The 21,816-nt window shown below is 38.8% G+C and carries 18 protein-coding genes, 3 pseudogenes and 1 riboswitch; of the genes and pseudogenes, 9 read left to right on the plus strand and 12 right to left on the minus strand.

The features are described 5' to 3' along the window. Positions 1-202 precede the first annotated feature (202 nt). A pseudogene (locus QFZ87_RS22125) lies at positions 203-4,674 on the plus strand (glutamate synthase-related protein). Between the two features lie 183 nt (positions 4,675-4,857). After that, a pseudogene (locus QFZ87_RS22130) lies at positions 4,858-5,935 on the plus strand (FUSC family protein). A 23-nt stretch (positions 5,936-5,958) separates the two neighbouring features. Here QFZ87_RS22130 and QFZ87_RS22135 read toward each other — a convergent pair. From QFZ87_RS22135 to fabL, 5 genes and pseudogenes are all read right to left on the minus strand, one after another. Further along, positions 5,959-7,729 (minus strand): annotated as a pseudogene (locus QFZ87_RS22135) (ABC transporter ATP-binding protein). 85 nt (positions 7,730-7,814) lie between these two features. Continuing rightward, positions 7,815-8,345 (minus strand): nucleoside tri-diphosphate phosphatase, encoded by a 531-nt coding sequence (ntdP, locus tag QFZ87_RS22140; RefSeq protein ID WP_307289779.1) that lies wholly within the window; start codon positions 8,343-8,345, stop codon positions 7,815-7,817. A gap of 200 nt (positions 8,346-8,545) precedes the next feature. Next, complete coding sequence (locus QFZ87_RS22145) at positions 8,546-8,803, minus strand: YgaB family protein (protein ID WP_309866296.1); 258 nt, start codon at positions 8,801-8,803, stop codon at positions 8,546-8,548. Between the two features lie 305 nt (positions 8,804-9,108). Continuing rightward, entirely contained in the window at positions 9,109-9,420 is a 312-nt protein-coding gene (locus tag QFZ87_RS22150) for a gamma-type small acid-soluble spore protein (RefSeq protein WP_309866299.1), read from the minus strand. A 71-nt stretch (positions 9,421-9,491) separates the two neighbouring features. Further along, positions 9,492-10,241 (minus strand): enoyl-[acyl-carrier-protein] reductase FabL, encoded by a 750-nt coding sequence (fabL, locus tag QFZ87_RS22155; RefSeq protein ID WP_309866301.1) that lies wholly within the window; start codon positions 10,239-10,241, stop codon positions 9,492-9,494. A 155-nt stretch (positions 10,242-10,396) separates the two neighbouring features. On the opposite strand from fabL, the gene QFZ87_RS22160 reads away from it, so the two are divergent. Beyond that, positions 10,397-10,621 (plus strand): hypothetical protein, encoded by a 225-nt coding sequence (locus QFZ87_RS22160; RefSeq protein ID WP_308080766.1) that lies wholly within the window; start codon positions 10,397-10,399, stop codon positions 10,619-10,621. Positions 10,622-10,645: 24 nt separating this feature from the next. Here QFZ87_RS22160 and mutY read toward each other — a convergent pair whose 3' ends face one another. Beyond that, complete coding sequence (mutY, locus tag QFZ87_RS22165; RefSeq protein ID WP_309866305.1) at positions 10,646-11,746, minus strand: A/G-specific adenine glycosylase; 1,101 nt, start codon at positions 11,744-11,746, stop codon at positions 10,646-10,648. Positions 11,747-11,872: 126 nt separating this feature from the next. Here mutY and QFZ87_RS22170 point away from each other — a divergent pair, with 126 nt between their 5' ends. Continuing rightward, entirely contained in the window at positions 11,873-12,853 is a 981-nt protein-coding gene (locus tag QFZ87_RS22170; protein ID WP_309866307.1) for a metal-dependent hydrolase, read from the plus strand. A 39-nt stretch (positions 12,854-12,892) separates the two neighbouring features. Here the strand turns inward: QFZ87_RS22170 and QFZ87_RS22175 are convergent, their stop codons facing one another. Continuing rightward, positions 12,893-13,162, minus strand: a complete 270-nt coding sequence (locus tag QFZ87_RS22175) for a YfhJ family protein (RefSeq protein ID WP_309866309.1) — start codon at positions 13,160-13,162, stop codon at positions 12,893-12,895. Positions 13,163-13,293: 131 nt separating this feature from the next. On the opposite strand from QFZ87_RS22175, the gene QFZ87_RS22180 reads away from it, so the two are divergent. Continuing rightward, positions 13,294-13,467, plus strand: coding sequence for a small, acid-soluble spore protein K (locus tag QFZ87_RS22180; protein WP_309866312.1), 174 nt, complete (start codon positions 13,294-13,296; stop codon positions 13,465-13,467). Between the two features lie 45 nt (positions 13,468-13,512). Here QFZ87_RS22180 and QFZ87_RS22185 read toward each other — a convergent pair whose 3' ends face one another. Next, positions 13,513-13,836, minus strand: a complete 324-nt coding sequence (locus QFZ87_RS22185; RefSeq protein ID WP_309866314.1) for a YfhH family protein — start codon at positions 13,834-13,836, stop codon at positions 13,513-13,515. Between the two features lie 90 nt (positions 13,837-13,926). Here QFZ87_RS22185 and QFZ87_RS22190 point away from each other — a divergent pair, with 90 nt between their 5' ends. Continuing rightward, on the plus strand, positions 13,927-14,598 hold the full coding sequence (locus QFZ87_RS22190) for an SDR family NAD(P)-dependent oxidoreductase (protein ID WP_309866317.1): 672 nt from the start codon (positions 13,927-13,929) through the stop codon (positions 14,596-14,598). A 47-nt stretch (positions 14,599-14,645) separates the two neighbouring features. Here QFZ87_RS22190 and recX read toward each other — a convergent pair whose 3' ends face one another. Further along, positions 14,646-15,467: a recombination regulator RecX gene (recX, locus tag QFZ87_RS22195; RefSeq protein ID WP_309866320.1), complete on the minus strand. Its 822-nt coding sequence runs from the start codon at positions 15,465-15,467 to the stop codon at positions 14,646-14,648. A 265-nt stretch (positions 15,468-15,732) separates the two neighbouring features. On the opposite strand from recX, the gene QFZ87_RS22200 reads away from it, so the two are divergent. From QFZ87_RS22200 to QFZ87_RS22210, 3 genes are all read left to right on the plus strand, one after another. Further along, on the plus strand, positions 15,733-16,638 hold the full coding sequence (locus QFZ87_RS22200; protein ID WP_309866323.1) for a TIGR01777 family oxidoreductase: 906 nt from the start codon (positions 15,733-15,735) through the stop codon (positions 16,636-16,638). A gap of 123 nt (positions 16,639-16,761) precedes the next feature. Continuing rightward, positions 16,762-16,896 (plus strand): YfhE family protein, encoded by a 135-nt coding sequence (locus tag QFZ87_RS22205; protein WP_308080775.1) that lies wholly within the window; start codon positions 16,762-16,764, stop codon positions 16,894-16,896. A gap of 135 nt (positions 16,897-17,031) precedes the next feature. Continuing rightward, on the plus strand, positions 17,032-17,217 hold the full coding sequence (locus QFZ87_RS22210) for a YfhD family protein (protein ID WP_308080776.1): 186 nt from the start codon (positions 17,032-17,034) through the stop codon (positions 17,215-17,217). A gap of 128 nt (positions 17,218-17,345) precedes the next feature. Here QFZ87_RS22210 and QFZ87_RS22215 read toward each other — a convergent pair whose 3' ends face one another. From QFZ87_RS22215 to argH, 3 genes are all read right to left on the minus strand, one after another. After that, positions 17,346-17,840 (minus strand): DoxX family protein, encoded by a 495-nt coding sequence (locus tag QFZ87_RS22215; protein WP_309866327.1) that lies wholly within the window; start codon positions 17,838-17,840, stop codon positions 17,346-17,348. Between the two features lie 473 nt (positions 17,841-18,313). Further along, complete coding sequence (locus QFZ87_RS22220; RefSeq protein WP_309866330.1) at positions 18,314-19,549, minus strand: homoserine dehydrogenase; 1,236 nt, start codon at positions 19,547-19,549, stop codon at positions 18,314-18,316. A gap of 94 nt (positions 19,550-19,643) precedes the next feature. Next, positions 19,644-19,755, minus strand: a riboswitch (SAM riboswitch). 665 nt (positions 19,756-20,420) lie between these two features. Continuing rightward, the gene (gene argH / locus QFZ87_RS22225; protein ID WP_309866332.1) at positions 20,421-21,797 is read right to left on the minus strand and encodes an argininosuccinate lyase; all 1,377 of its coding nucleotides are present in this window, start codon (positions 21,795-21,797) and stop codon (positions 20,421-20,423) included. Positions 21,798-21,816 lie beyond the last annotated feature (19 nt).

Raw genomic sequence — 21,816 nt, forward strand, 5'->3', positions numbered from 1 at the left:
TTGTATCCAAAGTTTTGTATATTTATTTGATTTCTGAAAATTCATATGATACTATAAGATTATTATTATTTTTAATCCTTTAACCAAACACCCCGTTAAAGTGTCAAATCGATTACAAACTACGAATAATAAAATATTCTCTAATTTAAAGTTTCATAGGAGGTGACTAGGCTTCAGCGGGCAACCCGCTAAGCCCTACAAAATGACACAAAAATGGAGCCCTTCCCTTTTTAAAGAATTCCACAAACAAGAACATGATGCCTGTGGTATTGTTGCTTGTCTTGAAAAATCAAAACAACCAACTAAGAAGAATATTTTCGATTGTATTGAAGCCCTTGTTACGATGAATCACCGCGCCGGCTTTATTAACGGTGAAGGTGACGGGGTTGGAATCCATACCGATATTCCTACCGATCTATGGAAAGAAAAATTATCACAAGCAGGTCTTGATCCGTCGCTTGTTGAGAAAGAGGAATTCGCAGTTGGCCATGTTTTTGTCAGCCAAAAGGTTAACTGGGAATCTACTAAACAGGAATTACTTGCTAAGCTTGCTAAGTATGAGTTTGAGTTAGTTTATGAGTCAGATGAAGTAACAGACCCTTCTGCACTAGGGCCTATTGCCATTCAAGAAAATCCTGTGTTTTGGCAGTTTGCCTGTGTATCTAATAAAAAAGGGCAGGAATTAACGAAAGCTCTTTTCGAAACCCTAATTGATTTTGAAACGAACGACGAAGTTCATGTAGCATCTTTAAGTCAAAATCATGTCGTCTATAAAGTAATGGGTGCAGGAGATATCCTCCCTCGCTACTACCATGATTTAGCGCATCCACTCGTTGCATCAACTATGACTCTTGGACATAATCGATATTCTACTAATACGTTATCTAGCTTTTTCCGAGTACAGCCTTTTAGTGTGCTTGGTCATAATGGAGAAATCAACACGATCGCTAAACTTCGGGATGAGGCAAAAATGATTGGTGTTCCACTTGTAAAAGACGGAAGTGACTCACAAGATCTAAGCCGAACAATGGAAACATTAATTTGCCGTCAGGGCTATTCTTTATTCGAAGCGATAGATCTTTTATTCCCTCCAATCATCAATGAAATAAAGGCTTATTCTAATGAACTACAAGATTTATATACTTATTTAAGAGAGGCATGGGGACACTTTGCACAAGGCCCGGCAGGTATTATCTCCCGATATGCTGATGAAGCAGTGTTTAGCGTAGATGCCCTGGGACTTCGCCCACTTTGGATGCTTGAAACAGAAAGCTCGTACCTATTCTCCTCTGAACCTGGAATCATACCTTCCAGTGAATATGTAAATGAGCCAAAGCCTTTGGCACCTGGTGAAAAAGTTGGTTTTAAATGGAATGGCGACAAATTAGATGTATATGAACAGAATCGCTTCCAAACTGAAGTGTTTAACCGCTATTCAAACCGGTTAAATCTTGGAGAGTCTAGACTACGCTTACAGCCACCCGTTTTAAATAAAACGGTAACAATGAGTTATCCAGACAAAATCCATAACGGACAATATAAGGCTTTTGGTTGGGAACGTGATCACATTCAATTAATCGAGCAAATGGCTGAAAAAGGTGTAGAGCCTATTCGGTCCCTAGGTCATGATGCTCCACTTGCTGCCCTTAACCCTGAGCGAGTAAATATTGCCGATTATATTAAAGAAAGTGTGGCAGTCGTAACAAACCCAGCGATTGACCGTGACAGGGAAACAGAAACATTTTTCTACACGTGTAATCATTGGAAAACGTCCGACTTTATTTACACATGAAAGTACAGAGACTGTCATTGAACTAGCCACTCCCCTTCTCGTCGAAGGAAAAGCTGGATTCACCTGTGCAGAGTCTTTAGGCCAACCAAGCTTTGATCAATTGGTTCAGCATTTCCAAGAACAAAAATTAGCAGCCTATATCTCCACAACATTTAAAAAAGAAGAAACAGTTGATCAAGCACTTATCCGACTTGCTAATGAAGCGGTTAAGGCTGTAGAGTCTGGAAAAACGCTTCTTGTCCTGGACGATGCAAAAGCACACCAAGAAGACTATTACTGGATGGATCCACATTTAGTGACTTCAGCTATCGACCAAGCGCTTGTAAAGGCAGAATTAAGAAGAAACAGTTCTTTATTGGTTCGTTCTGCAGCCATTCGCTCCCTTCATGATATTATTACTGTGTTTGGTTTGGGAGCAGATTTAATTAGCCCGTATTACATGTTCTTTAACCATTCTTGATGAATCTACTAAACCACTAGTTAACCTTTACGGTGCATTAACAAAGGGCTTAGAAAAAGTCATTTCAACGATTGGGATTCACGAGCTTCGTGGTTATGGAAGACTGTTCTCTAGCATTGGCTTACATGAATCTATCGCCAATGTATTAAATATCGTCAACTTCTTTGGCTCTAAGGAAATTGAAACTGATTTTGAAGCAATGAAGCAAGATGCTTTTTCAAGAGCAGAAGATTACCAAAATGAAAAAGAAAGAGTCGGAAAGACCTTCCACCTATTCCCTCGTATTTGGAAAGCGATTGGGGAAGTAGCAGCAACAGGTGACTATAGTGTATATAGAGATAAAATTTCCGAACAAGAAACACAAAATCCAACTACTATTCGCCACTTAGTTCAGCTGAAGAACGGTGCGAAAACAGTAGCACCAACAGAAGTCGACCTTCGTGTTGGTGACCATGATTTACCGTTTATTATTTCTTCGATGTCGTTTGGATCACAGAACGAAACAGCATTTAGAGCCTATGCTGAAGGTGCAGACCGTTTAAATATGGTCAGCCTAAATGGTGAGGGTGGAGAAATCAAGGATATGCTTGGTAAATATCCTAAAACAAGAGGACAGCAGGTTGCTTCTGGAAGATTTGGAGTGAATGCAGAGCTTCTAAACTCTTCTAATCTCTTAGAAATCAAAATTGGTCAAGGAGCTAAGCCTGGAGAAGGTGGACATTTACCTGGTTCAAAAGTTACTGCAAAAGTAGCAGAAGCTCGTAATGCGACACTTGGTTCAGACTTAATTTCGCCATCAAATAACCATGATATTTATTCAATTGAAGATTTAGCACAAATGATTCTTGAATTAAAGACAGCAAATGACCAAGCAAAAATTGCTGTCAAAGTACCAGTTGTTCCAAATATCGGCACTATCGCTGTTGGAATTGCTAAAGCAGGGGCAGATATTATCACTCTAAGCGGCTTTGATGGCGGTACAGGGGCAGCCAGAATCCATGCGCTTCAACATGTAGGCTTACCAGTAGAAATTGGTGTGAAAGCAGCACACAATGCATTGCTTGAAAGCGGGCTTCGTCATAAAGTTGAACTTTGGGCTGATGGCGGTATGAAGAGTGCTATGGATGTAATGAAAATCATGCTTCTTGGTGCGAACCGAGTTGGCTTTGGAACATTAGCTATGCTTTCTATTGGCTGTACGACTTGCCGTGGCTGTCATTTAGATACATGTCACGTCGGAATTGCCACTCAAATCGAGTCTGAAGCACAAGCAAAAGAACACGGTCTAAGACGTTTCGTTCCAAGACAATTAGATTTAGCTGTTCAAGGAATTATGAATCTCTTTACAGCCTTTGGTACAGAGTTAAAAGAGATTGCGGCATCATTGGGTATTAAGAATCTACAAGATGCTGTAGGTCGTTCAGAATTATTAGAGCAAGTAAAGGGCGAAGGTCAGCTTAGCCTTTCCTATTTACTAAAACCACTTGAAATCAGTCAATTTGCAAAAACTGCTGCTTCAAAGTCAATTGAAGAGGTACAAATGCAAGTAGCGGTTGGTGCAGAGTATCTTGATGGAAGCGTAGACCAACTACATTCTTCAAGAGAATTTGAAAGTGTAACATCTGAACAGCGCGTCCTAGGAAGCCGTGTGTCCTGTCACCGTGTTCGCGGCAGACTCGATGGTTCCTACAAACAGCTTCCACCAGTCCAGCTGAAATATAAGGATGGGTCCATTCCAGGAAACGGTTTAGGTGCCTATAATAGTGAAGGAATCGAAATTACCGTTAATGGCGGAGGTCAGGACGGTGTCGGTAAAACATCTTTTGGTGGAAATATTCACGTCCTTAAATCAAAAGGGAAAAATGGCCAATATTATAATGGATCCGTCGGAAAAGGATTTGGATACGGTGCTCAAAAAGGATTACTTGTTGCACAAGGAAATGCTGATGCCCGTGCAGGAATTCGCCTCTCCGGTGCAGACTTAATCATTGGTGGTGCTGTGAAGAAACCACTTCCTGCAAAAGAAGCTGGAAATATTGGCTCAAATGCAAATATCAAAGGGTTTGCCTTTGAATACATGACCAATGGCCGTGGTTTAGTTTTAGGTGATCCTGGTCCATGGATTTGTGCCGGAATGACCGGAGGTGTCGTCTATATCCGACACCAGCCTGAATTAGGTTTAACGAAAGAAGCCATTAAAAGACGTATCGCTAAAGGTGCAAAAGTATCCGTTGCTGACTTAAATGAAAAAGGAAAACAAGATATTAATGAGCTTTTAGGAAAATATACAGACTTGCTTGAACAAAATGGTCAGGCAGACGAAGCAAATCAACTTCGCAGTCTTCTAACAAACCCGGAAAATCACTTTGTGCAGATTCTACCTGTTAAAGAACAAGCAGATCCATCTGTATCAACAGAATGATCCAAAGGTCATAAAAAAACGTCCGCTCCAGCAAGCGGACGTTTTTTTGTTACATTTTTTTGTCACAATTAGAATACATTTTTCATATAATATCTCTTGATTATATTCATTAATGCATGTATAGTACTAAAATGTGTCTGAACAGACTAGTATAAAACTTATTCTTGAAAGGAATTTATTTAGATGAAGTTAGGTGCCCGCATCTTAAAAACGGGAATTGCTATTGTTCTATCCCTATACCTAAGTCAGTTGTTGCATTCGCCCTCCCCAGTATTCGCTGGAATTGCTGCGATTTTTGCGATTCAACCGACTATTTACCGCTCTTATTTAACCATTATTGAACAAATCCAAGGAAATATTATTGGTGCATTACTTGCAGTTATTTTTGTGCTTCTTCTCGGAAATCATTTCATTGTTATTGGATTGGCTGCAATTATTGTTATTCTTCTGAATCTCAAGCTTAGACTTGAAAACACAATTGGACTTTCACTTGTCACGTTAATTTCTATTATGGAAACTCATAGTGGGAGTTTTATACATTTTGCTGGAGTTCGTTTCTCCACCATTATGATTGGTGTATTTTCGGCATTTATAGTTAATCTTGTATTTATGCCCCCAAAATACGAAAACAAGCTTTATTTTAAAATTACTACCACGACTGAAGAAATAATTAGGTGGATCCGCTTAAGCACCCGCCACGACTTCGATCATAATCTTCTTAAGACAGATATCGAGAAACTGAAAGAGAATTTGATACAAATGGGACAGTTTTATTCCATGTACAAAGAAGAAAGAAGTTATTTTAAAAAGAATACTTTAGAAAAATCTCGGAAGCTTGTTATATATCGGCAAATGATCTTAACAGCAAAAAAATCACTTGATACATTGAAGCGGCTGCATCGATTTGAAAATGAACTTTTACACCTCCCTGAAAAGTTTCAACAAGCAATTCAGGAACAGTTAGATTGTCTTATTTATCACCATGAACAACTTATGCTACGATTCATCGGCAAAATACCTACCCCACCTTCCATTGCAGAAGGTAGTATTTGTTTAGACAAAAATGGAAATATTTGATTTGTTTTTAGTTCATCAGCAAGAAGTAGCAGAAAAAGATTCTCCACATCTTTATCATACCATGCAAATTATCGCCTCTATTATTGATTATAGTGAACAGGTTGAACATCTTGACACATTAATAACTAGCTTTCATTCCTACCATGACAATGAATTGTCCATCGAAGAAGAAAGCCAGAGTTAAACAAAAAAAGAAACCGAAGCGGATTATACCTCTGCCTCGGTTTCTTTTTTTTCAAGTTGTTGGACTTTAAATAATTTAAAATAGTTGCCTTGCTTAGCCATTAATTCTTCATGTGTCCCTACTTCGACAATTTGACCGTGTTCGATTAAAACAATTCGATTAGCATGTGTAATGGTTGATAACCTGTGAGCAACAATAAAAGTGGTCCGATCCTTAGCTAACTCCTCTAATGATTCTTGAATGGAATGCTCACTTTCTAAATCCAATGCCGAGGTAGCCTCATCTAAAATTAATATTGGAGGGTTTTTTTAGAAATACTCGAGCAATGGCTACCCGTTGTTTTTGACCCCCAGATAATTTGACCCCTCGTTCCCCCACCTTTGTGTTATAGCCATCAGAAAGGTTTAAGATAAACTCATGGGCATTGGCCGCCTTTGCTGCCCGATATACCTCTTCATCTGAGGCACCAGGCTTTCCTAAAAGGATATTGTCTCTCACTGATTCACTGAATAGAATATTATCCTGAAACACGACACCAATCTTGTCCCGTAATGTTTGCACTTTAAAGTCACGGATATCTATTCCATCTAGTGTAATCTGCCCTTTAGTGACATCGTAAAATCGTGGAATTAAACTAACTAGTGTAGATTTTCCACCGCCGCTCATTCCCACAAACGCAATTGTTTCGCCCTTTTTGACATGTAAAGTTATATCTTTTAAGACCATTTCATCCGTTTGGTCGTAAGAGAAGTAAACATGTTCAAATGAAATATCCCCTTGTACGTCGGTGCATTCTCGGGCATTTGGATCATCAGTAATGTCATATTTTTCATCTAAAAATTCAAATACTCGATCCATTGAGGCAAATGATTGAGTGATTGTAGTGGAAGAGTTAACTAACCTTCTTAATGGGCTATAAAGCTTGTCTATATAGGCAAAAAACGCAACCATTGTTCCAAGTGATAGCTCGCCCTGAATGACTAAATAAGCCGAATAGCCAATAACAATTAATGGAGCAATATCGGTAATGGTATTAACAGCTGAGAAGGACTTCGCATTCCAGCTTGTATGCTGAAGGGCTTTTTCTAGGAAGTTTTTATTTTGTTTATCGAATTGTTTTTGTTCAAACTCTTCAATGGCAAAACTCTTAATTACCGGCATACCTTGAACCCGCTCATGAAGATAGCTTTGAACCTCGGCCAAAGCTTGTGAACGCGTTCTTGTGAGTGTGCGTAGATTTCCAAAAAAATACCTGACTGAAAAGGCATAGAGAGGAAACAGCAATACCGACACAATGGTTAATGTTACGTTCATATAAAACATAAGAATAATAGCAATTGCAATAGTGGCAATATCTAGCCATAAATTCATTAATCCGGAGATCACAAATGTTTTCGTCTGCTCCACATCATTAATTACTCTTGATATGATTTCACCAGCCCTAGTGTTGGAAAAATATCGGAAGCTTAATTTTTGAATATGCGTATACATGGTGTCACGAATATCATAAAGGATTTTACTTGATGTCCATTGGGCGAAATATTGTCGGTAATACTCGATGGGTGGGCGAACGATGACAAAAACAACAATCATAACACCCATGATAAGCATTAGTTTATGTATCTTTTCATCCTGTGTAAGCCCATGATTCCCAACAATATCATCGACCACATATTTAATGAGCATCGGAATAATCAGTGGTATGGAGAATTTAATTACACCTATCAAAATCGTACCAATAATTTGTAAGCGATACGGTTTAACAAATTGTAGGTATCGGCGAATACTGCTCAAGCGGGTGTCCCTCTTTCATACATAAATTAAATCACAAACAAAAGAGGCTAACTCCTTTGCTTTTGAGTCAGCCTTAAGGTCACGATTAGCGTCTATATGTTAAGTAACGTTCATACCAAATATCAATAAAATCTGGTGCAAAGGGGCCTTGACGCTGTCTTATCCATTGAATTAATTTTTCAACATTTCTTTTAAGAATTTGATCAATAACATCCGGATAGTTCATTTCGCGGCGATGCCGCTCATATTCATCCTCGTCTAATAAGTTAAAAGTCATATCAGGATACACCTTGATATCAAGGTCATAATCAATATACTTTAGTGCTTCACCATCAAAGATAAATGGTGAACTGATATTACAGTAATAATAAATGCCGTCCTCACGAATCATTCCTATTACATTAAACCAGTATTGAGAGTGGAAATAGCAAATAGCTGGTTCTCTGGTTATCCACGTTCTTCCATCTGATTCTGTTACAAGTGTCCGATCATTCCCACCAATCACCAAATTCTGAGATCCTTTCAATACGGTTGTTTCTTCCCAGACGCGATGGATGTGCCCATTGTGCTTATAGCTATGTATTTGCATTGGTTCACCTTCGATGGGTACGCCCATATTCTCCCCTACCTTCATTCCTGAACGCTTTGTAACCTATTCCAACCATAAATAAAATAAATAACGACAAAAGGTAACAAAGTCCAATTCCTATTTATTATTATTATAACGGTTGAGCCCGGAATTTAAAACAAAAGAGCCATATTTCGATGGCTCTTTGTAAAAATTTGCGTATTTTTTTCAATTTTTCTATTGTTTTTCTAAAATGTTGGTGTTAAATTCGTTTCTCGATACGAATTTATTACCTCTTCTGTTTGCTTTTCAAAAATTAACTGAATCTCTTTTAATTCTTTTTTCATCAGTTGAATGTCTGTTTGAATGCTCTCAAGGTCTGTAGCATGTTGCAATGTCTGAAGTTCATCTTCGATCTGTTGACATCGCTCAAGCTCGGCTTGAAGAAAGAGCAATTTTTCCATAGTCACCATTTGCTCGGAAACTAATCGGTTGAAATGATTCATTTCCCTCACCGCCTTATACTTTAACTATCTTCCTACCTACTATGTATTCTTTAGTAACCCCTTTTTTCCCTTTGACTACTTCTGTAGACTAAAAGGAGGTTTTGTCGAAAAGCGAAAAGCGGAAGCGCCTTGACCAGCCCCGACAGGCAAATGTTCTTTGGCAAGAAAAGTCCGCCCTTTGACTTTTATTGCCAAAGGTTATTTGACCCGAGGGGCTAGGCGCTGTAGCTAGACAAGAAAACTCAAATTTATCCACAAAGAAGGCACTCTTTCGCTTGGAAGAGTGCCTTCTGCTTTGACGCTAATTAGCTTTGTCCGAATTGACCAGAGCCTTGGTTTTTCTTAGCTTGAGATTGTTGGTTTTGTTGTCTTACTTCAGCAGCATTTGTTTCGCTAGCGAATTCAGTTCCGAATTGACCAGCTGCACCAGATGCACCTCTAGCAGATTGAGCATTTTGCTTTCTTACTTCAGCAGCGTTAGTTTCGCTAGCAAATTCAGTTCCGAATTGACCAGCTGCACCTGCAGAACCTTGAGCAGATTGAGCGTTTTGTTGTCTTACTTCCTGGATGTTAGTTCCAGCTGAAGTTTTGTTTGGCTGTTGATTGAAGTTTGCCATTGTAATCACCTCCACGAGATTAATGTATCCCGGTACGGTGGAGATTATCCAAAAAATTATTTAAAAATAATTTAAACCAGTAAAGAGATTCCTCCATCAACGATGATCGTTTGTCCCCTAATCATGCTTGAATCCTCTGATAAAAGGAACATGATACAGTTAACCATATCTTCAATTTCCACCATTCTTCCTGCTGGCGTCTTTTCTTTTGCTTCTTGCAGCAATTCTTCACGATTTGGAAAATGTTTTAATGCTTCCGTATCAACAGCTCCTCCAGAAACCGCATTGACAATAATATTTTTTGGAGCCAATTCGACAGCTAAATATCTGGTTAATGCCTCAAGTGCTGCTTTTGAAACACCTACTACTGTGTAATTTTCTAAGTAACGAATGGATCCAAGTGAACTTATGCTAACAATTTTTCCTCCGCCATTTCTCTCCATCAATTTTGCTGCTTCTTGTGCACAGAATAATAGTGCTTTGCTGTTAATATTCAACGTCCAATCCCAATGAGACTCTTCAAGCTCCATAACAGGACGTTGTACACCAGAAGCTGCATTGTTAACAAATACATCTAAGCGGCCGAACTCCTGTTCAATTTGGGCAAACATGTCTTTAATCTTAGCTACATCACCAACATTAGCTTTTACAATGAAAGCCTTTCTACCTAATGCCTCCACTTGTTCAGCCGTTTCTAAGGCCCCTTTTTTACTTCTGGCATAGTTAATAACAATATCATAGCCTGCCTCAGCCAATTTTAAGGCAGTTGCTTTTCCGATTCCTCTGCTGCTTCCAGTAATTAATGCTACTTTTTGTGTCATCCTTCTATTCCCTTCTTTTTTCAAGTTCAAATTGGTTAAGTGTATATCTCCCACGCATAGCTGCGCGCTTTTCATTTCATTTTAGCTTTTCCATGAATAGAAGACAATTAATATAGAAAACTAATGGCAAAATGATTGAAAGGAGAGGTAAGATTATGTATGTAGGAAGAGATATGACTGAGCTTTCTATGATGCCTAAGACGGATTGGCAAAATAGTGAGCTTGCTTTTTTTCATCATTCCTTGCAACAAATAGCCCCTTATTTAAACAGCGAGGGACAAACCATTCATCGAGAAATCATCGAAGAAATTGAAAACCGCGGGGGCATGAAAAGACAAGAAGCAGATTATACTCACGGGACTAAAATTACGTACGATTAAAAAATGAACGCCGTTTCACGGCGTTCATTCGTTTTTATAATCTCGTGACAGCTTAAACATTTTTTGATATGGTACAGGAAAAGCGTATTCTTTCATTTCTTCAAGTGTTACAAATTTCCACTCTTCACTTTCCGGTACAAAATGTTTAATAGTACCGGTATACACCTTGATATTCCATACTAGGTGCGAAAAAACATGTTCAATTTGCCCGATTATCTGACCAAATTGAATGTCTAAATCCAATGATTGTTTAAACAATTTAACAATCTGCTTTCGTTCATTTTGTAATGGGTGATGAAGCTCTACAGTTGGAAACTCCCATAAATTAGCGAGTAGGCCACTAGCTGGCCGTTTATGAATGAGTATTTTCCCATTTTCGTCTTCAACGACCGCTGCTGCTAGTTGCACATCTCGTGTTTTGACCTTTTTCGTTTTGATTGGAAGTTCTTCTTGGGCACCTTCATGAAAGGCATGACAATGCTCACGAACAGGACACAATAAACAAGAAGGAGAAGTCGGTGTACAAATTAAAGCCCCCAATTCCATTAATGCTTGGTTAAATGCAGAGGGGTCTTCATGTGAAATGATATCTCGAACTGCCTTTTCAAAAATCTTTCTTGAAGAAGCCTTCGCAATATCTTCCCGAATTAACAAAATTCGTGATAATACCCTCATCACATTTCCATCAACAGCTGGCTCTGGAATTCCATAGGCAATGCTTAAAATGGCACCCGCAGTATAGGGTCCCACTCCCTTAAGAGAAGAAATATCCTCTGGTGTGTTCGGCACTACCCCATTATATTTCTCTTTTACTTCCCTAACGGCAGATTGAAGATTTCTAACTCTGGAATAATAGCCTAGACCCTCCCAAGCCTTTAGGACTTTCTCCTCTTCTGCTTCAGCTAAGTCTTCAATCGTGGGAAACCATTCTATAAAACGATTAAAGTAGGGTATAACTGTATCGACTCTTGTTTGTTGTAACATGATTTCTGAAACCCAAACCTTGTAAGGATCCTGGTCCTTTCTCCAAGGTAAATCTCGTTGTTCAGCATGAAACCAGGAAATGAGATCATTTTGAAAAGCATTTATATTGATTTTTTCTGAATTTTCTTGTTCAATTATCATAACTTTTAGTCCTCCAGATTGTTAAACACAATGAAAAAAGGGAATATAATAATATGCATTTCGTTTTACAATAAGCGAATTTGTCGATTTTGACAAGAACCTAATTCATAGAAGGAGGCTATCCTTTTGGATACTGGAACTCATGTTGTAATGGGCATTGCTCTTGGCGGTCTTGCTACACTTGACCCTGTTGTAGCTAGCAGCCATGCCACTGCTACCAGTGTGTTGATTGCAACAATCGCCGGATCTCAAATACCAGATATTGACACGGTTTTAAAGCTTAGAAATAATGCTATCTATATACGTAATCATCGAGGAGTTACGCATTCCATTCCGGCGGTTCTATTATGGCCGCTTGTGATTTTAGCAGTGGTCTATCCTTTTTTCCCTCATGCTAATCTTCTTCATCTATGGGCTTGGACCTTTGCAGCAGTATTTATTCATGTTTTTGTTGATATCTTTAATGCCTACGGGACGCAAGCATTGCGACCTTTTTCCTCAAAATGGGTTGCTTTAGGGGTCATCAATACCTTTGACCCTTTTATCTTTGGGATTCATGTTGTTGGAATTCTCATTTGGGTTATTGGAGCAAATCCAGGTATTACCTTTTCCATCATGTATTTGGTCATCTTGGGCTACTATTTAAAGCGATATCAAGCCAAGAAAAGAGTATTAGTGGAAGTAAGAACTTTGATTCCAGATGCAACGGAAATTATTATCGCTCCTACTATGAAGTTTCATCATTGGCGGATTGCCGCTATGAACAAGAAACAATTTTTTGTAGGTAGAGCAATCGACGGTAAAGTGGAGATCTTAGATCAATTCAAACGTATTCCTGTACCCAATACACCTGTTATTGAGGCAGCCAAAAAAGATAAAAATCTGTCCGCCTTTCTATCCTTCTCCCCTGTTTACCGATGGGAAGTGGATGAATACGATAATTTTTACGAGGTGCGGTTCATCGATCTTCGATACCGAAGCAATGGGCACTACCCGTTCGTCGCCGTCGTTCAGTTAGATTGTGATTTAAATCCGATTAGCTCCTATACAGGCTGGGTGTTTAGTGAAAAAAAACTAAGAAAAAAACTAAGTATTATATCAAATTAATATCATGAAAAAAGAAAACTCGTTGTGGCGAGTTTTCTTTTAATTTGTTTGATTCTTTTCCTGATTTAAAAAATGTTTATATTTCGGATTGGTGGCGATGAAATCATGAAGTCTATTTCCATAATTCTCAATCCATTGCCTCACAATTTTCTCAGTCATTTCACTGCCCTTATACTCCCTGCCAGCTTTTGCATAACTGGTTTCGAAATCATCCCAAAGCAATTCCACCCAGGTCCTTGCTTGGTCAAAGGATAATTCGTTATTTTTTTCTAACAACAACCTTGTTAATTCTTCCTGATACACTTTCATACACTCACCTCATTGCCATTTTCTTATAACATAACCCATGTGAAAAGCGCGAATACTAACATTACGTGGTAAGCACTGAGATGCCGCCTTTGCTTTTCACGTTTTTCTCATTCCCAAAATGGAGGTACAGCATGAGAAATAAAGAAACGAATTTTCCTAATCAAAATAATAATAAGTTAGAGGGCGAGCCAAGAGCGAAAGCAGAATATGCTTCTAAAAGAGCCGATGGCACCATCAATACCCATCCACAAGAGCGTATGCGTGCTTCAGGGGAACGCGATGACGAATCCCCTCAGTACTCATAACTACCCGTTTATTAGACAAGCCAGAGATCTCTCTCTGGTTTGTCTTCATTTTAGCCCTTTTAACATAGAAATCGGGAGAGCCTCTTCTTTTCCATCGCCTTTTAAACGATATCCCCAAGCAAACACACCGTTCATATAGTCAATTTTAAAATATTGGCCTGGATCGCCTTCAATTTCATATATTTCGCCTGGTTGAAACGATTCTGGATTAATCAGATACGCTCTTGCCATTTGTACCTTTCTTTCAAGCACAGCATACTCACTAACCATTCCCATTTGTTCAGCTTTTCGTGCTTTTTCTTGAAGTGAAGCAATTTCCTGTTTTAACTCATGCTCTGTCATATCACTGTATCGTTTCTCCTGCTGCATCCAATTCACTCCCCTTTATCTTCTTTTTTTAGTATAGTAATTTTTATAGGATTAATAAAGGCTTAAAACTCACACAAAGGAGAGCACACTATGAAAACAATGATTGTAACTGGGGCAGGCTCAGGCTTAGGCAAAGAATTAGCTTTCTTATTTTCAAAAAAAGGGTATCACCTTCTATTGGTTGGAAGAACCATTGAAAAGCTAGCCCGAGCAAAGCAGGAGATAGAAGCATTGGGTGGAAACGCAGATATCTTATCACTTGATATTTCAGATAATGAAGAGGTTGGTTCAAAACTAAGTGAAGTAAATGAGCGTTACCAAATAGCCGGCTTGGTCAACAACGCAGGTATCGGTCATTTTGGACCGTTTACGGAGATGGATCATACACAAATAAAAGAAATGCTTGAGACGAATGTATGGGGAACGATTTTGATGACAAAAGCCATTCTTCCACTTTTATCCCAAAATGGAGAAGGGCGAATCATGAATATTATTTCTACTGCGGGCTTGCGCGGGAAAGTAAATGAGGCAGTGTATGTTGCCAGCAAATTTGCTGTAAGAGGATTTACAGAAAGTCTACAAAAGGAATACGAAGGTTCTGGAATCAAATTTAACGCTGTTTACATGGGCGGGATGGACACGCCATTTTGGGACGAAAGCACTCATGTTTCAGACAAATCACGATTTAGGACAGCAAAGGAAGTAGCGGAAATTATTATGGATCAAATCGATCAGGATTCTATTATTATTGAGAGTAAATAAGGCTAATAAATAAGAGGACAGGCTTCACTCAGTCTGTCCCCTACTCTTTAATTTTCTTCACTTTCTATCTCAGAAAGAAATCTCTCGATATTATCCATTGAAAATCCTTTACGATATAAAGCTTGTTTCATCTTTTGTTGGTATTCATACCCACTTAAATGCGCATACTTTCGATGGGTTTTTTCACCTTGGAACCGGACCGCTTCCATTTCCTCATCTTCTTCTTTTTCAACTTTTGCTTCATTCACTGCAATTCCTATGACCTCAAAGGGATACCCTTTTCTTAAGAGTAAATTTTCTAGCTTCTGCTTCTGAATTTTTAAGGAATCCTTTGAATTTTTTTGAAAAAACTTTTCGCTCATTTTTGTTGCTTTTTCAATCTGCTGCTCTCGGGGATACTCCTCTATTGCTTGCATAAGAGTCCCCTCTCCAATCCCTTTTTCCTTTAACTCTAACCTAATTAAATCAGGACCTTTATCTGTCGTATTCGCCTGGGTCCTTACATAAGCCAAGGCATATTCCTGATCATTAATATATTTTTGCGAGATTAACCTATGGAGAACCTCGTTAATGACGGGTTCATCAAGTTCCTTTTTTAAAAGGTAATCCTTGATTTCTTTTTCCGACCTCATCCTTCTTGCCAGATAATTGACCGCTAAGTTGTAGGCCTTACGGATATCGTCTTGATACTGAATTTCCAAGAAAGAAAAATCATCAAGCTCCATCCCTTTTTTTAAATTGAATTTAATTAACACATCGCTGTCGACACTAAAGGCAAATTCTTCACCCTTGCCCTTGCCATAATCCATAAAAACGTTAAAACGGTCTACATTTTTTTGCTGTGTGGTGATTTTCGTAATAATGGCCATTTCCTTCACCTCACTTTCACTTTACCATACTTTTTTATTAAAAGGCTGTGTTAAAGAACAATGTTGATTTTTATAACCTGTTGATTGGAGTGGAAGGCGCGAAGACTCCTGCGGGAGTAGCGGTCTCGGGAGACCCCGCAGGAGGAACGACGAGGAGGCTCCCGGAACGCCCGCGGAAAGCGAAGCGACTGGAACGGAAATCAACAGACAAATTTAACAAAGCCTATTAAAATAAGGTAAAATAAAGCAAAAGGAGGTCTACTACATGAAAATTGCAATTGCAGGTGGAACAGGCTTTGTTGGAAGGGCACTTGTCAATGAACTAAGTAAGTATGAACATGAAATAGTTATTTTAACTCGCCAGGCAAGAAAATCTAACGAGAAGGCCAACATTCGATATACTCAATGGTTAACTGATGATGCGAACCCTGTTATGGACCTCCAAGATACGGATATCTTTATTAACCTCGCAGGTGAGTCGATTAACAGCGGGCGCTGGACCGAAGAGAGAAAAAGTAAAATTTTATCTAGTCGAATGGAAGCAGTCGATGCAGTCCTAGACATAATAAACAAATTAGATCGGAAACCGCAGGCGCTTATTAACGCCAGTGCGATTGGTATTTACGGAACCTCAGAAACAAAAGTATTTACTGAAAATAACGAAAAACTAGGCACGGATTTTTTAGCAGAAACAGTTGTAAAGTGGGAACAAGAGGCAAGCAAGGCGGTTCCATTAGGAATTAGACCGGTCTTATGCAGATTTGGTATCATTCTTGAAAAGGATGCTGGCGCTCTTCCAAAGATGCTGATGCCTTATAAGTGGTTTATAGGAGGCAATATTGGAAGTGGTAAACAGTGGATGTCATGGATTCATCTTGAGGATGTAGTGAAAGGTATACTCTTTGCAATTGAAAATAAACAAATTCAAGGTCCTGTAAATTTCACTGCTCCACATCCTGTGAGGATGAGCGATTTTGGCAAAACGCTTGCTGAAGTCTTGCATCGACCACACTGGCTTCCTGTACCTAGCTTTGCCCTTCGTTTGCTCCTTGGTGAAATGAGCACCTTAGTGGTAGATGGGCAAAAGGTTTTACCGAATAAACTTTTAGATCATGGATTCCAATTTCAGTACCCTAATTTAGAAAAAGCATTAAAAAATATATTTTCTTAAATAAAGTATCATTCCTTCCTCAAAAGGTAAAAATGGAAATAAGTACATATATTTAGTGCTTCATTTTTACCACTTAGCTTGATGACAATTAACAAACCAAAAATGTTGAAAGGAATGAGCAAAATGGCGGGAAAAAAGAAAAAAGATTTGGGTAGAGGTAAATATACCTTAACAAGTACACAAGAGGTTTTATACCAGCGTGATTTTAAGATGGCTGACCGTGCCGCCGGCTATCATGACAGCAAAACTAAGCTGTAAGTGACAGAATTCTATACTTATACCAAAAATTAATTTAAAGTTTTTCCATTAATGAGCCCCTTTCTAATTGTAAAAGCTATTAGGGAGTGAGAGATATCTTTCTCCCTCTAGCTGAATTTGAAAGGGGTTTTAGTAATGGGTCGAATGCATAATGGAGGTTCTCACAAAAATAATAAAGCATCACTTCCACAAACACCGAAAAATATGAAAACAGATGGAAACGATGTAGAATACTCACAAGAATTTGCTGATCATGCAGATCTTGAAGCACAAGCCCGTGCTAATGCCGCAAACCAGCGTGTAAAGAATAAGAAAAGATAAGCATAAAAAAAGAGAAGCAGGCTTTTGCCCTGCTTCTTAAAGTATATAAAAGGGGGAAATAAATGGTATATCAGCGAGCTCTAATGAGAGGCTTCAGCGTGCTGAGCTGTTAGAACTCGGTACTACTGTTAGTTGGTATTCACATTCCTTGCAGGTGCCTTCTTGATATAGCCTTTGATGAAAGGGACTGCATAACGGTCAAGTCCGAAGTAATAAGCACCTGTTCCTACGAAGAGAAGAATCATTGCTGCTGTATAAAGAATTGGGTTCGTGCTTGTTGTACCTGCCAGCATGAAGTTTAAGTTCATAAATGCACCGGCGATTAATGCTGGAAGAGTGGCTAATCCGACAATTAATCCTAAACCAACAAGTAATTCTCCCCAAGGAATTAATACGTTAAAGATTTGAACATTTGGAATAGCAAATTGTTGTAAGAAATCTGCGTACCAAGCCTGCACTGCTGGATGATCGCCAGTTGCATTGGCGAGTGCACCTTTTAAAAATCCGCCAGCATCAAATCCACCTGTTAATTTATGATAACCTGCTTCAATCCACTGTAATCCAAGCCAAACTCTTAAAACAGTCCAAACAACGGCTGCTTGAGGGGTTTTGTACCATCTCATCACAATCATCTCCAATTGTTTTATTTGTGAATATTTTCACAAAATAATGTAATGATAAGTTCTTTCCCCTTTCGATGAGGGGGTGTTCAGCTAGCTGTGTCGTGTAGGGAAGTTAGTTTGTGCTTCTTTGTTTGTGAATTATTTCACTATCCTCTCTACACTTTTAATATACTCTCCTGTATTTTAAATGACAACGGCTTTCACAGTTTCTTAACATATTAATGTTAGAAAATTGAATAGAATGTGAACTTATTAAGTTGTTTATATTAGAAACAGGTTTGTACATACTTGTGGATAATTATTCTGATTTTTGTGGATATTGTGAATAAGTCTGTGGAATACCTTTAAAACGGGACTTTTGATGTGGATAATACAGTGGATAATTATGGTGGAACCGTGACTATTGAATTAAGTTTTTAGAAGTTGTACAAACAAAAAAAGAGCAGCATGGCTCTTTTTTATTTGTACACTTATTACAATGCCTTAAGCGCAGCTTTTACCTGTTTCACTCGCTCGTACTCTCCTATTATTGGAAAATACACGAGGTTTTTTTGTTGTTTTGCCAGCTGTATTACCTCTTTGCTTGATGCTCTGATGACATGCGTTCCTTCTTCCACTTCCTCAATCCAAGTAATTGCTGGAGTGATTGGTTTATGCGTCAATCCGTGCACTAGCCAGGTTTCCTGCTTATCATTTTTACTAAATTCAGTTACCACTTCTTGAGAACGTGTAACAGTGCGTTTTCCCGGAGGATTTTGACACACATAGACTAAATCCTCAATGACAGCACTCGCCGTAGGAAACATTCCAGCTCCCGGCCCCTGAAGTGTAATTTCCCCTACAATATCCGAGTAGACATTTACTGCGTTCTGAACTCCTTCTACATGGTAAAATGGATGCTCTTTTCCCACGAGAGCTGGTTTTACTGTTGCTTTAATTTGACCGCCTAGCCTTGTTATACTTGCAATATGCTTAAACCTTAGCCCCGCCGTTTCTGCAGCTTCAATCAATTCACTTGTTATGGATGTAATTCCTTCGCGGTCAACATCCTGCCAATTTGGTTCTTCTCCAAAAGCGAGTCTGCTTAAAATCATGGTTTTATAAAAGGCATCAAAGCCCTCCACGTCATTTGTTGGATCAGCTTCAGCATAGCCATTCTCTTGTGCTAATACTAGTGCCTGTGCAAATGACTGCTTCTTTTCCCTCATTTCTGAAAGAATAAAATTGGAAGTTCCATTTAGAATTCCTCGGACCTGCTTGACACGATTAATATTTAAAAGCTGTCTAAGTGTTTGTATGACTGGAATTCCACCTGCTACAGTGGCTTCAAATCCAACAGAAACATTTTTCTCCGCTGCGAGCTCAAGCAGTTCTTTCCCGTGATGGGCAAACATTTCCTTATTAGCTGTAATGATGTGGCAGCCCCGCTGTATGGCTGATTTTAAAAATGTAAATGTCGGCTCTTTATCGACAATAGCCTCCACAACAACATCAAGCTGTTCGAGATTTAAGATATCCGCAAATTCTGTTGTTACTAATACATTTTCACTAATATTTCTTTTCTTTTGCGTGTTTCTGATAAGAACAGCGGCAACTTCAACCTTTTTGCCCAATGTAGCTGTAAGCTCCTCACTGTGTGATTGTATTGTTCGATATACTCCTTCACCAACTGTTCCAAATCCAAGGATTGCCACTTTAATTACAGACACATACATCCATCCCTTCACTACACATTTTTGACACGAGACTGTTTATTTTTCAAAAAGAAAAACCCTCTTCTATAAGAAGAGGGTAAGTTTCCTCCTCTTATCTATCAGGTTAAAAATAACCTGCAGGAATTAGCACCTTTTCAAGGAATACCTTGAAGGTTGCCGGGTTTCATCGGGCCTAGTCCCTCCACCACTCTGGATAAGAGTTTTTATTTGATTTTCATTAATTTACCAAGTTATAAAGAGAATTGTAGTTGATGCAGTATTAAATGTCAATATATTCTTTCAATTTATTACGATCGTACACCTGTAAATTTGGCATGCTCTTCTTTTACTAAGTTGATAAAATTCTCCCTCTCAAAATCCATACTGGTGATTATTTTGATATTATTCTCATTGCTTAAGAACCGTTTCACCTTCCTATTTTGGTGAATGATATATGAGTATCTAACATCCTTTTCTAGTGAAGTAAACCAGTCTTCTTCCCTTAATCTGATTATATTCTTTTCAAACTTCGATTTTGGGGACCATTCAGGAATGAGAAATTCAATGACTCCCCCTACTAAATCAATTAGTAAATCAAAAAGAAAACCGCTAATGGGAATTCACTCCTCCAGCACAATATTCATAGACCTATTGTATCTCTTCCAACTATATATTTAAAAGGGCAACTATTCTTTGGTAAAGTTTATTACATTTGTAGATAAATCATGATTTTGTGTAGATATATTATTAAAGTGTGTAGATAAATGGTAAAAGTGTGTAGATATCTCTAAAAAACGTGTAGATAAAACGCAAAAGTGTGTAGATATCGCCATCCACCCTTTTTTACAGCAAAAAGAAACCCGCCAATGGCGAGTTTCCCATACTTTTAACGCTTCAATTTCCCCTCAGCAAGCTGAATTTGCTTCCCAACCTGCTCTGGAGCCGTGCCGCCAAAGCTGTTTCGAACCGCAACTACGTGTTCCGGCGCTAAAACCTCGTAAATATCCTCTTCAAATAAAGGACTAAACTCTTGATATTCTTCAAAGCTTAAATCTAGTAAAAACTTATTGGACTGGATTGAGTATAAAACAATTTTTCCAATGACTTCATGGGCCTCACGGAACGGTAACCCCTTAGTTACCAGATAATCTGCAATATCCGTAGCATTCGAAAAGTCATTGTTAATCGCTTTTCGCATCACATCTTTTTTAACAGTCATCGTTTCAATCATTGGAGCTAAAAGTTTCAAAGAACCTTCCAATGTTTCTACCGTATCAAACATACCTTCTTTATCTTCTTGTAAGTCCTTATTGTAGGCTAGAGGCAATCCTTTAAGGACCGTCAGCAGCCCAATCAAATTGCCATACGTACGTCCTGTTTTTCCACGAAGCAGCTCTGGTACGTCTGGATTTTTCTTTTGCGGCATAATACTTGAGCCTGTGCAGAAGGAATCATCCAGTTCAACAAATTGGAACTCCTGGCTGGACCAGATCACTAATTCTTCGGAGAAACGAGAAATATGCGTCATGATGATAGAACCAATTGATAGAAATTCAAGAATAAAATCACGGTCGCTGACAGCATCCATACTGTTTGGATACACCGTTTCAAAGCCTAGTAGTTCTGCTACACGTTCACGGTTGATAGGAAAAGTAGTTCCTGCCAACGCACCCGAACCAAGCGGAAGCCAGTTCACCCGTTTCAAACTATCAATCAGTCTCTCTTTATCACGTTCGAACATCCAAAAATATGCCATTAAATGGTGAGCAAACGATACAGGCTGCGCACGCTGGAGGTGAGTGTAGCCTGGAATTAAGGTTTGGACATGTTCTTTTGCCTGCTCGACTAAAGCTTCCTGAACATCTTCGAGCAATTTAATTAATTCCGTTGTTTTTGTTCTTAAATAAAGGTGCATATCAGTAGCTACTTGATCATTTCGGCTACGCCCCGTATGTAGCTTACCGCCCACCGGTCCGATTTTTTCTATCAACAGCTTTTCGATATTCATGTGAATATCTTCATCTTCTACCAAAAACTCTACTTCGTTTGCATGAACCATTTTTTGAATCGCAAGAAGGCCGTCCTTAATTTTTTCAGCATCCTCAACTGGGATAATGCCACATTCACCAAGCATTTGCACATGTGCCAGGCTTCCGGCAATATCCTCTTTTGCTAACTTTTGATCAAAAGATATGGATGCTGTAAATTCTTCTACGAGCTTGTTGGTTTCCTTTGTAAATCGTCCGCCCCATAACTTAGACATGCCATGCTCCCCCTTAAAA

This window comes from Bacillus sp. SLBN-46 (assembly GCF_031453555.1).
Classification (GTDB): Bacteria; Bacillota; Bacilli; order Bacillales; family Cytobacillaceae; genus Neobacillus.

Excerpts from the sequence above, each read along its gene's own strand:
- ntdP (WP_307289779.1), bottom strand. The coding sequence starts at position 8,345 with ATGGGCGTACCCATCGAAGGTGAACCAATGCAAATACATAGCTATAAG.
- QFZ87_RS22145 (WP_309866296.1), bottom strand. The coding sequence starts at position 8,803 with ATGAATCATTTCAACCGATTAGTTTCCGAGCAAATGGTGACTATGGAA.
- QFZ87_RS22150 (WP_309866299.1), bottom strand. The coding sequence starts at position 9,420 with ATGGCAAACTTCAATCAACAGCCAAACAAAACTTCAGCTGGAACTAAC.
- fabL (WP_309866301.1), bottom strand. The coding sequence starts at position 10,241 with ATGACACAAAAAGTAGCATTAATTACTGGAAGCAGCAGAGGAATCGGA.
- QFZ87_RS22160 (WP_308080766.1), top strand. The coding sequence starts at position 10,397 with ATGTATGTAGGAAGAGATATGACTGAGCTTTCTATGATGCCTAAGACG.
- mutY (WP_309866305.1), bottom strand. The coding sequence starts at position 11,746 with ATGATAATTGAACAAGAAAATTCAGAAAAAATCAATATAAATGCTTTT.
- QFZ87_RS22175 (WP_309866309.1), bottom strand. The coding sequence starts at position 13,162 with ATGAAAGTGTATCAGGAAGAATTAACAAGGTTGTTGTTAGAAAAAAAT.
- QFZ87_RS22180 (WP_309866312.1), top strand. The coding sequence starts at position 13,294 with ATGAGAAATAAAGAAACGAATTTTCCTAATCAAAATAATAATAAGTTA.
- QFZ87_RS22185 (WP_309866314.1), bottom strand. The coding sequence starts at position 13,836 with ATGCAGCAGGAGAAACGATACAGTGATATGACAGAGCATGAGTTAAAA.
- QFZ87_RS22190 (WP_309866317.1), top strand. The coding sequence starts at position 13,927 with ATGAAAACAATGATTGTAACTGGGGCAGGCTCAGGCTTAGGCAAAGAA.
- recX (WP_309866320.1), bottom strand. The coding sequence starts at position 15,467 with ATGGCCATTATTACGAAAATCACCACACAGCAAAAAAATGTAGACCGT.
- QFZ87_RS22200 (WP_309866323.1), top strand. The coding sequence starts at position 15,733 with ATGAAAATTGCAATTGCAGGTGGAACAGGCTTTGTTGGAAGGGCACTT.
- QFZ87_RS22205 (WP_308080775.1), top strand. The coding sequence starts at position 16,762 with ATGGCGGGAAAAAAGAAAAAAGATTTGGGTAGAGGTAAATATACCTTA.
- QFZ87_RS22210 (WP_308080776.1), top strand. The coding sequence starts at position 17,032 with ATGGGTCGAATGCATAATGGAGGTTCTCACAAAAATAATAAAGCATCA.
- QFZ87_RS22215 (WP_309866327.1), bottom strand. The coding sequence starts at position 17,840 with ATGAGATGGTACAAAACCCCTCAAGCAGCCGTTGTTTGGACTGTTTTA.
- argH (WP_309866332.1), bottom strand. The coding sequence starts at position 21,797 with ATGTCTAAGTTATGGGGCGGACGATTTACAAAGGAAACCAACAAGCTC.